A 13,978-nucleotide genomic window follows, 5' to 3' on the forward strand; every position below is an offset into this window, starting at 1 on the left:
AGATTAGAATCTATATCCAAATCCCACACTGATCATTTGCGGTAACATTTTGGCATCATCGCTTCCTTCATCCATTGCGTTGATTACCCCGATCTTGTACCCGGCATTGATCTGAAGGCCAAAGTCGAATTCATATCCGAGCATAGCGCCAAATCCGAAGTCCCAGCGTTGCAAAACATCTCTCTTATACAAATCACTACTTCCCGGACTTGATTTTGCACTGAATCCTAAGCCTACATAAGGACCTATCCCTACATAACCTGTTCCTAGCCCCAGTTGCATCTGACCAACTGCATATACCGGAATTTCCATTCCCCAGTACTCATAATCGCTTTTGGTCTTTGGTCGGGTAGAGTTATTTTTTATTTCCGAACTTTTGAAATGAAACAATAACTCAGGTTGTATTGCAAAATTTTGTGTGAACTCTATTTTTACAAAGCCACCTAACGATGCGCCTACTTTCATTTTGCTATCCATGTGATCCAGGTCCTTCAGGATAAAGTTCGAGATATTTAAATCTGCTTTAACCCCGCTTGTTACGCTTTGAGCACTTATCTGTGTAAAGCCAGCTGCTAATATAACTGCCAGAGATAAAATTATTCTTTTCATGATTTCTAAATTTTTTGGTGATTAGATTTGTGTATAATAAATAGGACTCACTTATCGGCCGATATTCATGAGTCGTTCCTATTTTTCGATTTACGGATTCATATCCGGTTACATTTTGGATATCAAGTAGATATTCAAGCCCTTTTTCGCATTTCTTTTACCCATTCGGAAGGACTTCTTCCGGTATGTTCCATGGTAATATCCGAAAGCTCTACTGGACTTATTCCAAGTTGTTCTGCATAAAAACCTGTGTCTTGTTCTTCCTTGAAATACAGTTTTGCCAGTGTCAAAAACCTGAGAAACAATTTTTCCTTTTCCATGATAGATTTATTTTATGATTTAACTTTTATTTTTTTATTGCTATGCTCTTTTCTGCATGGTGTCCAACCAATCTGATAAGGTGCTCTCACTCTTTTCCCAGATGATCTCAGAAAGTTCATCTGAACTTACTCCAAGATGTTCTGAGTAAAACCCAATATTGAATTCTTCCTTGAAATGTGTCCGGACTAGGGACAGAAAACGGATGAATATCTCCTCTCTTTTCATGTTTATTTTGATTTTAGTGATACTTAAAATAGGGGGCAACTGATTTGATCCAGTTTTTGAAATCTTTGTCATGAACAGCATTTAGAATTTCTTCGACTTCATTTTCATGACATGCGATCCTTTCAACGAAGGGCATCCTACAGCCTTCTTCCTTTTCATAGATGATGGATAAGGCGAGTACTTTTGCATATTTTTCTTCTTTTGTCATGATGAGTGAATGAGTGAAACTTTTTTCCTGCTCAATTTCCCGATACAGCTTCATAAGGATAATTTTTTATTTTATTACTACTTGTGCAGGCAACGAAAAATTACCTGATGGAATGCGTGCAACGGAAAAAAACGGTCTCATTTTTATTCTGTTTGTTGGGTATGAAATTTTATTATCCATGTCTGATTTATTTTTACATTACAAAAGTATTAGCCAAACAATGGAATAAATTGAAAAGAATACCGAAGCGTATTTTTTGAATACTGAAATGATAGCGTGAGTTGCCGAAAGGGATCCGGATAGGTCTTAGTACCCTTAAACTATAGGTTGAATGTGTGAATTAGGGAACAGGCTTTATTCCGTCAGTAGTATTGATCGCTGATTTATAGGTGCTTTTGAAGTGTACTTATATTGATATAAAATAATATGAAGTCGTTTGGGATTAAGTTTCCATTAATTTGCGGAATTTTTCCATTCCTGTTGTTGCCTTATCTTTGATAACATTGATATTCCTTCCCGGGTATGAGACTTCATTAGGGTCGATTAAATAGATGGGAATAGCCCTGTTCGTATAACCGACAAGTCCTGCTGCAGGGTATACATTTAATGATGTGCCGACGATCAGTAGGATATCTGCCGAAGCAACAATATTGATGGCTGGTTCAATCATAGGAACAGCTTCTCCGAACCAGACAATATGTGGTCTTAACTGGCTGCCGTCTGTTGCTTTTTCTCCCCATTTGACCGGGCGATACCCGATGTCTGTAATTAAGCCGGGGTTTACGGAACTGCGGGCCTTTGTCAGTTCTCCGTGCAGATGGAGAATATTGGTGCTTCCGGCACGTTCGTGCAGGTTGTCTACATTTTGGGTGATGATGTGGACGTCAAACTGATCTTCCAGTTCGGCAAGAATACGATGTGCCGCATTGGGTTCTACGGAGTCCAATTGCTTGCGGCGATCATTGTAAAATTGCAGTACCAGTTCCGGATTTTTGTTCCATCCGTCAATACTGGCCACTTCCATTACATCGTATTGTTCCCAGAGACCACCGGAATCCCGGAATGTGGTAATGCCGCTTTCTGCACTGATCCCTGCTCCTGTCAAAACAACCAATTTCTTTTTCATCTGCTCCGATTGAATATTTATAGTCATTCAAAAATATAAAACAATCGATTATCTCAGTCTGATTTAAAATAAAAAGGATAAAAATCAATTTTTACAGACACATTTTTTTGCATATTTGTAGAATATAGGATGCGGTTCGGCAATTTTTTGAAAGCAAGCTTTCTACAATTGCTCTCACCTTTCACTATATTTGAAGCAAAATACGTAACTTGTAAGATGTTTTAATATGGAAAAAATGAAAAGTATTTTATTTATCTGTTTTCTATTCTTTACACTCTATTCAAATGCCCAGGAAAAGGCACTTTCTGTTGAGAAAATATATGCTACGGGAGTAATTCATACCAAAGGCATCCAGATGATGAAATGGATGGAAGATGGAAAAAGTTACAGCCGCATAGAATTTAATAAGGAAGACAATGCCAATGAAATCGTTCGTTATGATGTAGCAACCAATCATCGTACCGTGATCGTTCCTTCCGGATGGCTGAAAGATGAAGCGACCGGGAAATCATTACGGCTACAGGACTATATCTGGAGTAAAGATAACCGGCAAATGCTTTTGTACCATAATGCGCAAAGGGTGTGGCGATATCCGACAAGGGGGGATTACCAGGTGTTGGATATGGAGACAGGGAAACGTACGGTGCTGGGAAAAGGATTAGCCGGAAAATCATTGATGTTTGCCAAATTTTCTCCGGATGGTAATTATGTAGCCTATGTAAGCCGTAATAATATCTATGTGGAAGATATTTCCAGTCAGAAAATAACCCAGCTTACTTTTGACGGAAGCGACGCGATCATTAACGGTACCTTTGACTGGATGTATGAAGAAGAATTCAGTTGCCGGGATGGGTTTCGATGGAGTCCGGACGGAAAAAGTATTGCCTATTGGCAATCGGATACCAGGGGAACAGGTGTATTTTATATGATTGATAATGTTGATTCCATTTATTCACAGATGATACCATTGCCTTATCCGAAAGTAGGGACTACACTTTCTGCAGTTAAAGTCGGTATTGTACCTGTTTCCGGCGGAGCTACCGAATGGATGGATATTCCCGGTGATCCCCGTGAAAATTATCTCCCACGTATGGATTATGTTCCGGAAAGCAATGATTTGATGGTACATCAGTTCAACCGGGCGCAAAATATCAATACCGTATGGATGCTCAGGAACGGAAAGCCAGAAGTGCTTTTTACCGAGACAGATGATGCCTGGGTAGATGTGAATGATGAGATCAGATGGCTGGATAAGAACCGTTCGTTTACATGGATGAGCGAACGCGACGGATGGTGCCATTTATACAAAATCAGTCGTGACGGAAAAGATATTCAATGTCTTACACCCGGCGCTTTTGATGTAATACAGGTAACTGGTATGGATCAGGAAAAAGGGTATGTTTATTTTATGGCAACAGAAGAAAATTACACCCAGCGTTACCTCTATAGAGCCTCATTGAAAGGTAAGGGCAAAGTGGAGAAAATACCGGTTGACGGGCAATCGGGACAACACTCATATAATTTTTCGCCGACAGGGAAATGGGCGGTACACACTTTTCAAAACGCATCAACCCCTCCGGAATACGGCATGGTACAGTTTCCCCAGAACAAAACGATACGGATACTGGAGGATAATGCTGAAGCCAAGCGGAAATTTGATGACTTGTCTTTGGCAAAAAAAGAATTTATCAAGGTGGATATCGGGGAAATTATATTGGATGCCTGGATGATCAAACCGTTAGGATTTGATCCGGCCAAAAAATATCCGGTGATTGTCCATGTATATGGGGAACCTGCCGGTTCTACCGTTCAGGATAGCTGGTCCGGAGGGGATTTGTGGCATCGTTATCTGGCGCAGGAAGGATATATTGTCGTAAGTATCGATAATCGTGGCGCTAATGTACCCCGTGGCCGGGCATGGCGTAAAAGTATTTACCGGAAAATAGGCATTCTTAATGCAGCTGACCAGGCCGCCGCAATGGAAAAGATGATACAGCAATATGATTTTATCGATCCGGAGAGGATTGGTATATCCGGTTGGAGTGGGGGAGGATCCACTACTTTGACTTGTATGTTCCAATATCCGGAAATTTACAAAACCGGTATTGCTATTGCTTTTATCGCACACCAAAAACTGTACGATGCCGCTTACCAGGAGCGTTATATGGGTTTACCCACAGGTGATGACGACGCTTTTGAACAGGGATCGACAGTTAAGTATGCCGGGAATCTGAAAGGAAATCTGTTATTGGTACATGGTACGGGTGATGATAATGTACATTACCAGAATTGTGAACTGATGATCAATGAACTGGTCCGGCATAAGAAAATGTTTTCCCTGTTGTCTTATCCGATGCGGGGACATGGCATCTATGAAGGCGAAAATACCACCATGCATCTACGCTTGTCGATCGATAAATACTGGAAAGAAAATCTTCCTCCCGGAGGAAGATAAAATAAACTTTTTTGTTGAACATGATACAATTATCTTTGTGAAAAAATATTGATGAAACCGACAATATTTTCATATATCGGGATAGGGATCTGTTCTGTATTTACTACAGGATGCCGGCAGGAAAAGACACCTGAGCAGCCTAATATTATTTATATTTTAGCTGATGACCTGGGTTATGGCGATTTAGGATGTTATGGGCAAAAGTATATCCGTACACCTAATATTGATAAATTAGCTAAAGAGGGTATGCTATTTACCCGTCATTACGCAGGATGTACGGTAAGTGCTCCATCGCGTTCTTCGCTGGTAACCGGATTACATACCGGGCATACACCTATCCGTGGAAACAAGGAACATCAACCGGAAGGACAATATCCTCAACCCGGTGACACTTATACCATAGCCAAAATGTTAAAAGAGAACGGTTATGCTACAGGGTGTTTCGGTAAATGGGGGCTAGGCTATCCGGGATCGGAAGGAGCTCCGGAGAACCAAGGTTTCGATGAGTTTTTTGGCTATAATTGTCAACGTATTGCCCATAATTATTATCCGTATTATCTATGGCACAACAAGGATACAGTATGGCTCAAAGGAAACAGAGGGACTGGCAAAGAGGATTATTCCCAGGATATTATCCAGGAGGAAATCTTAAAATTTATCATTCATCATAAAGATGAACCTTTTTTTGCCTTTTTGACCTATGTTATTCCGCATGCAGAATTGGTGAACCCGGAAGACAGTATCATGCAGACATATGAAGACAAGTTCCCTGAAAAGCCTTATAACGGAGTAGATAGCGGCCCATCATACAAGAATGGGGGTTATGGGAGTACTCCTCATCCGAAGGCCGACTTTGCAGCAATGATTACCCGTTTAGATGCATATGTGGGAGAAATCATTGACTTATTGAAAAAAGAAGGGTTGGATAAAAATACCATTATCATGTTTACCAGTGATAATGGTCCACACCGTGAGGGTGGGGCGGATCCTGATTTTTTCAATAGTTATGGACCTTTGCGGGGTGTAAAGCGTGATTTGTATGAAGGCGGTATCAGGGTACCTTTTGTAGCCTGGTATCCGGGAAAAATTAAAGCGGGAAGCGTAAGCGATCATGTGTCTGCGTTCTGGGATGTAATGCCTACAATTGCCGAATTGTCGGGAAGTGATATCCGGAACCATACAGATGGAATATCATTTTTACCCACATTATTCGGAAAAGGAAAACAAAAAAAACATGAATACCTGTACTGGGAATTTCATGAGCAGGGCGGTAAGATAGCTGTGCAGAAGGGAAACTGGAAAGCAATCTGGCTTAATGTTAATCGTCCTGAAAAAACCAGTATCGAATTGTATGATCTGTCAAAAGACATTCATGAAGACCATGACCTTGCGCAGCGACATCCCGAATTAATCAGTGAATTGGGACGAATTATCCCCCAGGCGCATACCGATTCGGAAGTATTTAAATTCACCATTCCACAGCATATCAACTGATCATTTATAAATTAAAGTACCGGAAGCAATGAAATTACATCATCTTGTATTTAACCCTTATGAAGTAAATACCTATATTATATCAAGCGACAACAAACAAAGCATCATTGTAGATCCGGCATGCTATTCTCCAAATGAGCAGGCTGTGTTGAAAAAATACATTGAAGACAATGAGCTTGAGCCAATCTGGATGATCAATACCCACGGGCATTTCGATCATGTAATAGGCAATGCTTATGTATACAATACCTGGAAAGTGAAAGCAGCAGCGCATAAAGGTGATCTTTTCCTGTTGCAGAATGCCTACAAGCAAGGTGAGGTGTTCGGCTTTCCTGTGGAACAGCCACCTATGCCGGATGTATTCTTCAATGATGGCGAAGTACTCGAAATGGGGGATGTGAAAATCAAGATATATCATATTCCCGGTCACTCACCCGGGAGTATTGTTCTTCACCTTCCCGACTATAAAAATGTAATTGTTGGCGATGTTTTGTTTAACGGAAGCATAGGCCGGACCGATCTGCCCGGTGGAGATTATGACCAGCTGATCGATGGAATTACAAGGAAACTAATCGTGTTACCTCCGGAAACAATTGTTTTTCCCGGCCATGGACCTGAAACATCCATTGGGCAGGAAATGATGCATAATCCTTTCCTGAACGGGATGTAATTACTCTTTTTGGAACTTTTTAACTAAAAATCCGTATTAGATAATACACATATTCATCATATTGTAAAAGGGTTATTTTATGTCAAAAAAGAAAATCTTGGTCATTGATGACGAAAAAAGTATCCGTTACATTATCGAAAATACCCTTAAAAGAGAGTTTGAAGTAGTTTCATTGCCAAATGGGCAGGAAGCAATTGACTATCTGGAAACCGGTAATTTTCCGGATTTAATTATTTGTGATCTGGTAATGCCGGAAATGAATGGATTTGAATTTTTGGAAAAAATAAAGAGCAGTGGATTTTTCGATGATATCCCGATCATGATTCTATCAGGCAGGGAATGGAGCAAAGACAAAATAAAATGTTTTGAACTGGGTGCTGAAGATTATGTGGTAAAGCCATTTAATCCGAGCGAAGTAATAGCACGTATTAAGCGCCGGCTTGCAGTACGGGAACGTTTCCTGAGCCGGATAGGAACTTAAAAAATGGAACAAACTCCGGTTAAAATATTATACATAGGCAATGATCCTTCGGTAATAAATACCTTTGAAAACAGCCGTCTGTTCGAAATGCATCACGAACCCAACGGGTTGATGGCTATCAAGTGGATGACCGGAGGGGAATTTAAAGCATTTGGTCCGCCGGAAAACTTAGAACTACGAGTTGAAATAGATGCAATTATATCCGAGATCAATTTGCCAGGTTTAAATGGCCTTTCCTTATTACAGGAAATACGTAAACTACATTTAAGCAGGGGAATTGTATTTATCCTGGTCGCACAGTTTATAACGGATGCTTTAAGAAGCAAAGCCAGGTCTTTTTATGCGGACGGATGTTTGCAAAAACCGTTGAATGCAGATCGTATTTATGATCGTATACGATACTTACAAGATCACCATCCGGTACTTTTAGATAAAAAACATGATGATTTTGCCCGTCCATATAAAACACCGGTTGCGAAACGTATTTTTGATGTGATAGTTGCTTCTTTAGCCATCATCATTTTATCTCCGGTTTTTTTGCTGGTGACCATAGTCATCCGCTTAGAATCGAAAGGGAAAGTCATTTATAAGTCAAAACGGATCGGACGTAATTATGAAGAATTCGATTTTTACAAGTTCAGATCTATGTATGAAGATGCCGATCGCCGCCTGAGGGAAATGGGTAATTTAAACCAATATGTAATACAGGAAGAAGCAGTAGAATTGGTTTGTTCTGAATGTGCCAAATTGCCTGAAGGTGAGTTGTGCTCTCCAGCATATTACTATGATGGTCAGCGTATTTGTGAACGGTTGGCACTGATCAGGAATAATTCCCAGAAAGCATTCTGGAAAATACCGAACGATCCGAGGGTTACGAAAGTCGGTCGTTTTCTCCGTACTACCAATATCGATGAGTTGCCCCAGTTATTTAATGTGTTGGAGGGAAATATGTCCATTGTCGGTAATCGTCCGTTGCCGGTATATGAGGCGCATGCTTTAACCAAATCCCGCTGGTCGAGACGCTTCAGGTCAGCAGCAGGAATGACAGGCTTATGGCAGATAGAATTCCGGAAACGTAAAGGATTTATGTCGGAAGAAGACCGTTTTATACTGGATAATATGTATGCACAAAAGAATTCTTTTTGGGGCGATTTGTTATTGCTTCTGAGGACAATCCCGGCATTATTCCGGAAAATGAATGTTTAATCGTATCAGGATATTAAATAAAATATGAGGATCGTAATTCTTGCTCTTTTTTTACACTTGTCTTTTACCGGGACCGGAGATGCACAAGATATACCTGCTATCCAACCAGATAATACGGATAGTCTGGAATGGTCTTTACCACCATTGCAGGCATTGATCGATTCCGCCATGTTGTATTCCCCGGTGATAAAATCGGCAGGGAATGAAATCCTCCTGAGTAAATATAACTTAACATTGGTAAAAAGGACATGGGTGGAAGGTATTTCACTTCAGGCAGATGCCCGTTATGGGGCGGATAATTCTTACAACCAGAATAATATATGGGTTCCTTATAGCGACAGAAACCAATGGCGGTATGGTGTCGGCGCATATGTGAGGGTACCCATTACAGAATTTACCGATCGGAAAATCAACAAGCAGGGCGCAAAAATTGCTATTGAACAGGCCGAATTAAAGAAAGAAGAACTGGAATCCTCGTTACGGCAGTTAATCATCAGTAATTACTTTGAATTATTGTCGATAAAAAGCACATTGGATATGTATACGCAGGTCATGTATTCCAATAATATATTGTACGAACAAGCCAAAAATGATTATGCATCCAATAAGATTTCTTTAAAGGATTATAATTCCGTTTTTGAAACATACCTTGGAACCAAAAATAACCAGGAGATGCAAAAAAATACTTTTTTTAAGGCTGTGAGATTAATGGAAGAGGTAATTGGGACTAAAATAGTTAAATAACTATGGTATGAGTATTCATCAGATATTTAAAATATTATACAGGCATGCGGCCATTATTATCGGTTGTGCGGTTTTTACCGGAGTTCTGGTCCTATTATTTACCATAGGAACTTCCAGGAAATACCTGTCGGAAGCTACTGTATTTACCGGTATCAGGACAGGCTATACTCCGGAATCGGTCATGGAAAGAAGGTTTGATAACAATGCTGCAAATTCCATATTGGATAATATGCTAATTATTGTAAAAAGTCGTGAGACGCTTAAGGAGGTTAGTTTGAGATTATTATCCATTCATTTGATGTTGGAAGAAGCAGATCAGATGATCATTGAAGGGGAACACTTATATGATCTGCACCGGCAGCTACCTCCTCATATTTTGTCTTTAAAGGCCGGAACATTAGACGAAACTTATCGGAATATTTCGGAAATAGCTGATTCAGACCCGTTTTTGATTTCATTACTCAATGATGATGGTTCATATTACAGTATCCGGGATTTATCCAATGTAGATGTTGTCCGTTTATTATCCGGAGATATGGTAAAAGTTTCTTATGCATCGAATGACAGGGGTGTTTCCCGGAACACCCTGGAATTATTAATTGATATTAGTATCAGGAATTTCAGAAGACTCAATGAGAGCCAGACGGATTCTGTAGTTTCTTATTTTCAGCATCAGTTGGAGCTGGCCAGGAAGGAACTGAAACAGGCGGAAGAAAAGGAATTGTCGTTTAAAAAAGCCAATAACCTGGTTAATTATGATGTACAGACAGAAATTGTGATATCACAACGTGAGGATATCATGGATCAGATCCACAAAGAACAGGAGATTATATCAGCGACCGAAGCCGTATTAAAGAATATAGAATCGCAGATGGACGTATCGGTAAGAACTTCAAAAAGCCAGGAGTTGACAAGTGTGCGTGAACAATTGGGGAAATTGTATAATCAGTTGACCATAGCTGAGATCAACGGAGCATCCATGGATAAGATATCTTTTCTACAATCACAGAAAAAACAACTGGAAGATAAACTGCATGGACTGATTAAGGATATTTCTTTTAATAGTGGTAATGTCTCGGGTGAAGTGATGGGAACGGAATACTTCAACAGGGTGGTAGCCTACGAAGAAAGTAAGGCGAAATTAGCAGCTTTGGAAATCAGGAATAATGAGAAAGCCCTCCAGTATAGTCATTTTTTGCCAATGGGAGATACTCTGAAGAGGATTCAACGGGAAATAAATATCAAAGAACAGACTTATCTTTCAGCATTACAGAATTTCTACCAGAGCAAAACGCGCCAGCAGAACCAATCCATGTCGACATTGCAGATTATCGATCATCCGAACTATCCGGTAAAGGCCGAATCAGGATCCCGTAAACTGAAAGTGGTAATGGGCGGGATGGCCGGTTTTATGATTCCTGTGATCCTTATTTTGTCAATCGCTTATTTCGGTAGGAAAATAAGTACTCCCGAAAGAGCAGAAAGAATGACAAAGTTACAGGTCGGTGGAATCTTTCCCTATGTCAAAAGGTTGAATAATTATAAAAATGCTGAAATTATCAGGCATAGTCTGGCTGATACTATTTTGAAAAAATTATATCATTCGTATGATCAGCGATGTCAAAAAATACTTATCATCAGTACAAGACCGGGTGAGGGTAAAACGGTGATAGGGAACTTTTTGTCCGAAAGGTTGATCCAGAAAGGAAAAAAGACCATGGTAGCTGTACCCCATCTTAACATAACAGGTATCAATACCTTGAATTATGACACAGATCATACATTTCTCCGGTCCACCATTGAAGATTTGGTGCCTGCGGATAAACTGGATGATGCCGATATTCTTCTTTGGGAGCTACCTCCGTTAATTTCCAACGATTATCCGATCAAACTGATCCGGCAGTTCAACATCGTTTTCCTGGTTTGTGATGCAAACAGGGAATGGACCAATGCCGATCAGATTGCGCTGGATAGTTTCGTTAATGTCTCGGAGACAATTCCTTATATTATCCTGAACAGAGTAAATGACGATGTGGTGAGAGATTTATTGGGAAAGATCAATGGTTAATATTTCACTCATGAAATATCCACTCTCTTTGGCTGATCGGTTTTTTGACAAGAAACAGTTATTCTTGCTTGCCGGATTATGCATCCTGTCCGCATGGTTGATTCATTTGTATGGTATGGTATCCGGCTTGGTGATCCTGATGCTGCCTGTGGCTATAGTTTTTGTTATAGCAACTTATCAACGGCCGATAGTGGGATTATACGCATTATTTTTTCTAAGTTTTTTCCTAAACATTATTTCCAGGTATTTTGTAAAAGATTTATTCCCGACAGGAATATTGGTCGATGCATTGATTGCTTATATTTATGTGATCCTGCTGTTTAAAAGTTTATCCGAGAAGATCGAATGGAAGAAAGCCGGAGATGCTCCCGTTTTTGTGTTTTTTATCTGGCTGCTTTACTGTTTTACTTCTTTATTTAATCCCGAATGTCCGGGATTTTCTTCTTTTTTAATAGGGGTCCGACCTTTCCTATATATGGTTCTGACCGTTCCTTTGTTTTGCATGTTGCTGAATGCCAAGTCGCTAAAGATATTTGTGATCTGTTGGGGAATATTTTCAATATTGCTTACTATAAAAGGCTTTATCCAGCTTAACATCGGATTGGATACTGTTGAACAGTCGTTAATAGCCGGAAGGTTGAAGAATACACATTTATTATGGGGGAAATTAAGGGTTTTTTCATTCCTGAGTGATGCCGGACAATTCGGAGCCTCGCAGGCACATGCAGGATTGGTCGGCGCCATATTGTTCCTGGGAGCAAAAAGTCTGAAAGAACGATTATTTTACTTGATAGTTTGTATCGCCGGAATATATGGTATGTTCATCAGTGGTACCCGAACAGCTATGTTTGTACTCCTTGGCGGAGGATTGACTTATTTGTTATTGGTACGGAATGCCAAATTATGGTTACTTGTTTTACTGTGTGGGGGAACCTTCTTTTATGCAATGAAATTTACTTATGTCGGGCATAGTAATTATGAAATAAGACGTATGCGTAGTGCATTTAATCCCGATAAAGATGCATCATATCAGGTGAGGAAAGCCAACCAGGCAAGGTTCCGTGATTATTTATCTTCCCGCCCTTTCGGAGGGGGAATAGGCTCTATTGCGGCGGGAACGCCGGGGACATTTCTTGGAGAAACGCCACCTGACAGTGGATATGTAACTATCTGGGGACAACAGGGAATTGTAGGATTGGTCATGTTTTTGGCCATGATTGTCTATTTTCTGACGAAAGGAGCCTGGCAGGTATGGTTTAACATCAAAAATGATTGGTTGAGGACAGTGCTTATTGCCCTGATAGCCGGAATCGGAGGGATGGCGGTTGCCAATTACGGTAATCCGGTGATGCTTCAGCATCCTACCTCGTTGGTGATGTTTTTGAGTATAGCTTTAATATTCTGTGCGTCGAGAATAGATGGGGAAATGGATCAATCACTTTCGGAAAAATGAAGAACCTGCCATTGATATCGGTTATTACAGTGAATTATAATCAATCTGATGCTACCTGCGAAATGTTGGAATCATTATATGCCTCCGGTTATCCGAATCTGGAAGTGTTCGTCGTGGATAATGCATCATCGGCAGCAGATAATGCAGAAAAAATAAAAGAAAAATTCCCCGGAGTCATTTTTATACAGAATAAAATAAACCTCGGGTTTGCCGGTGGGAATAATATCGCATTGAAGGAAGCAAACGGGAACTATATATATTTATTGAATAATGACACTGTTATTCCAGAAGGGAATCCGGAGTGTCTGGTTACGGTTTTAGCGGATGATCCGGCAATTGGAGTGGTTTGTCCGAAAATAAAATTCTATTCGGATCCTGATATCATTCAGTTTGCCGGATACACGGAAATGTCTGAATATACATTCCGCAATAGAAGTATTGGATATGCAGAACCGGATAACGGGCAATACGATCTGCGGCGCGAAACTGCTTTTGCCCATGGTGCGGCTATGATGTTGAAGCGGGAGGTGATAGAAAAAACAGGTTTAATGAACGAACATTATTTCCTGTATTATGAAGAGTTGGACTGGAGCAGACGTATCAGGAGTAAAGGATACCGGATCGTATATATTCCGGATACTTATATTCTGCATAAGGAAGCGCTTTCAACCGGAAAAAACAGCTCTTTACAGGTATATTATATGAATCGTAACAGGGTGCTGTATGTGAAATGTAATACATCCGGGATGCAGAAAATAATAAGCATCATTTACCAGCTGTTGGTAGTTATGCCTAAGAATATGTTGAAATTCCTGTTTCGCAGACATTTTAAAAATATGAAAGCGGTATTCCGTGCATGGTGGGCAAGCATAAGAATGCCGCGGTCGATGTGTAAATACGAATATCTGTAGAAATTAA

General features: G+C 40.2%; 14 protein-coding genes and 1 pseudogene. 10 read left to right on the forward strand and 5 right to left on the reverse strand.

Annotated features, from left to right (window positions below; translation table 11 throughout):
* Nucleotides 1–3 precede the first annotated feature (3 nt).
* The 5 genes from LBQ60_19820 to LBQ60_19840 all read right to left on the reverse strand — a co-directional run bounded on the left by LBQ60_19820 (nucleotide 4) and on the right by LBQ60_19840 (nucleotide 2,489).
* Nucleotides 4–609: a PorT family protein gene (locus LBQ60_19820; GenBank protein MDR2040176.1), complete on the reverse strand. Its 606-nt coding sequence runs from the start codon at nucleotides 607–609 to the stop codon at nucleotides 4–6.
* Between the two features lie 134 nt (nucleotides 610–743).
* Nucleotides 744–929, reverse strand: coding sequence for a hypothetical protein (locus LBQ60_19825; GenBank protein MDR2040177.1), 186 nt, complete (start codon nucleotides 927–929; stop codon nucleotides 744–746).
* 40 nt (nucleotides 930–969) lie between these two features.
* The gene (locus tag LBQ60_19830; GenBank protein ID MDR2040178.1) at nucleotides 970–1,155 is read right to left on the reverse strand and encodes a hypothetical protein; all 186 of its coding nucleotides are present in this window, start codon (nucleotides 1,153–1,155) and stop codon (nucleotides 970–972) included.
* Between the two features lie 13 nt (nucleotides 1,156–1,168).
* The gene (locus LBQ60_19835; GenBank protein ID MDR2040179.1) at nucleotides 1,169–1,417 is read right to left on the reverse strand and encodes a hypothetical protein; all 249 of its coding nucleotides are present in this window, start codon (nucleotides 1,415–1,417) and stop codon (nucleotides 1,169–1,171) included.
* Between the two features lie 388 nt (nucleotides 1,418–1,805).
* A complete protein-coding gene (locus LBQ60_19840) occupies nucleotides 1,806–2,489 on the reverse strand; it encodes an NAD-dependent deacylase (GenBank protein ID MDR2040180.1) in 684 nt (227 codons plus the stop codon).
* Nucleotides 2,490–2,724: 235 nt separating this feature from the next.
* On the opposite strand from LBQ60_19840, the gene LBQ60_19845 reads away from it, so the two are divergent.
* The 10 genes and pseudogenes from LBQ60_19845 (at nucleotide 2,725) to LBQ60_19890 (ending at nucleotide 13,971) form a co-directional block, all read left to right on the forward strand.
* Entirely contained in the window at nucleotides 2,725–4,944 is a 2,220-nt protein-coding gene (locus LBQ60_19845) for a S9 family peptidase (protein MDR2040181.1), read from the forward strand.
* Nucleotides 4,945–4,995: 51 nt separating this feature from the next.
* Nucleotides 4,996–6,438, forward strand: a complete 1,443-nt coding sequence (locus LBQ60_19850) for an arylsulfatase (protein MDR2040182.1) — start codon at nucleotides 4,996–4,998, stop codon at nucleotides 6,436–6,438.
* 28 nt (nucleotides 6,439–6,466) lie between these two features.
* Entirely contained in the window at nucleotides 6,467–7,108 is a 642-nt protein-coding gene (locus LBQ60_19855; protein MDR2040183.1) for an MBL fold metallo-hydrolase, read from the forward strand.
* A 79-nt stretch (nucleotides 7,109–7,187) separates the two neighbouring features.
* The gene (locus LBQ60_19860) at nucleotides 7,188–7,589 is read left to right on the forward strand and encodes a response regulator (GenBank protein MDR2040184.1); all 402 of its coding nucleotides are present in this window, start codon (nucleotides 7,188–7,190) and stop codon (nucleotides 7,587–7,589) included.
* A 126-nt stretch (nucleotides 7,590–7,715) separates the two neighbouring features.
* Nucleotides 7,716–7,985 (forward strand): annotated as a pseudogene (locus LBQ60_19865) (response regulator).
* A gap of 96 nt (nucleotides 7,986–8,081) precedes the next feature.
* Entirely contained in the window at nucleotides 8,082–8,795 is a 714-nt protein-coding gene (locus tag LBQ60_19870) for a sugar transferase (GenBank protein ID MDR2040185.1), read from the forward strand.
* Between the two features lie 24 nt (nucleotides 8,796–8,819).
* The gene (locus LBQ60_19875; protein ID MDR2040186.1) at nucleotides 8,820–9,539 is read left to right on the forward strand and encodes a TolC family protein; all 720 of its coding nucleotides are present in this window, start codon (nucleotides 8,820–8,822) and stop codon (nucleotides 9,537–9,539) included.
* Between the two features lie 7 nt (nucleotides 9,540–9,546).
* On the forward strand, nucleotides 9,547–11,607 hold the full coding sequence (locus LBQ60_19880; protein MDR2040187.1) for a hypothetical protein: 2,061 nt from the start codon (nucleotides 9,547–9,549) through the stop codon (nucleotides 11,605–11,607).
* 10 nt (nucleotides 11,608–11,617) lie between these two features.
* Complete coding sequence (locus LBQ60_19885; protein ID MDR2040188.1) at nucleotides 11,618–13,060, forward strand: hypothetical protein; 1,443 nt, start codon at nucleotides 11,618–11,620, stop codon at nucleotides 13,058–13,060.
* Entirely contained in the window at nucleotides 13,057–13,971 is a 915-nt protein-coding gene (locus LBQ60_19890) for a glycosyltransferase family 2 protein (protein MDR2040189.1), read from the forward strand. Before LBQ60_19885 ends, LBQ60_19890 begins: the two co-directional genes overlap by 4 nt.
* Nucleotides 13,972–13,978 lie beyond the last annotated feature (7 nt).

It is taken from the genome of Bacteroidales bacterium (assembly GCA_031275285.1).
GTDB lineage: Bacteria > Bacteroidota > Bacteroidia > Bacteroidales > UBA4181 > JAIRLS01.

Coding starts and splice junctions, on each gene's coding strand:
- LBQ60_19860 (MDR2040184.1), top strand. CDS start 7,188: ATGTCAAAAAAGAAAATCTTGGTCATTGATGACGAAAAAAGTATCCGT.
- LBQ60_19885 (MDR2040188.1), top strand. CDS start 11,618: ATGAAATATCCACTCTCTTTGGCTGATCGGTTTTTTGACAAGAAACAG.
- LBQ60_19880 (MDR2040187.1), top strand. CDS start 9,547: ATGAGTATTCATCAGATATTTAAAATATTATACAGGCATGCGGCCATT.
- LBQ60_19875 (MDR2040186.1), top strand. CDS start 8,820: ATGAGGATCGTAATTCTTGCTCTTTTTTTACACTTGTCTTTTACCGGG.
- LBQ60_19840 (MDR2040180.1), bottom strand. CDS start 2,489: ATGAAAAAGAAATTGGTTGTTTTGACAGGAGCAGGGATCAGTGCAGAA.
- LBQ60_19855 (MDR2040183.1), top strand. CDS start 6,467: ATGAAATTACATCATCTTGTATTTAACCCTTATGAAGTAAATACCTAT.
- LBQ60_19830 (MDR2040178.1), bottom strand. CDS start 1,155: ATGAAAAGAGAGGAGATATTCATCCGTTTTCTGTCCCTAGTCCGGACA.
- LBQ60_19890 (MDR2040189.1), top strand. CDS start 13,057: ATGAAGAACCTGCCATTGATATCGGTTATTACAGTGAATTATAATCAA.
- LBQ60_19820 (MDR2040176.1), bottom strand. CDS start 609: ATGAAAAGAATAATTTTATCTCTGGCAGTTATATTAGCAGCTGGCTTT.
- LBQ60_19825 (MDR2040177.1), bottom strand. CDS start 929: ATGGAAAAGGAAAAATTGTTTCTCAGGTTTTTGACACTGGCAAAACTG.
- LBQ60_19850 (MDR2040182.1), top strand. CDS start 4,996: ATGAAACCGACAATATTTTCATATATCGGGATAGGGATCTGTTCTGTA.
- LBQ60_19835 (MDR2040179.1), bottom strand. CDS start 1,417: ATGAAGCTGTATCGGGAAATTGAGCAGGAAAAAAGTTTCACTCATTCA.
- LBQ60_19845 (MDR2040181.1), top strand. CDS start 2,725: ATGAAAAGTATTTTATTTATCTGTTTTCTATTCTTTACACTCTATTCA.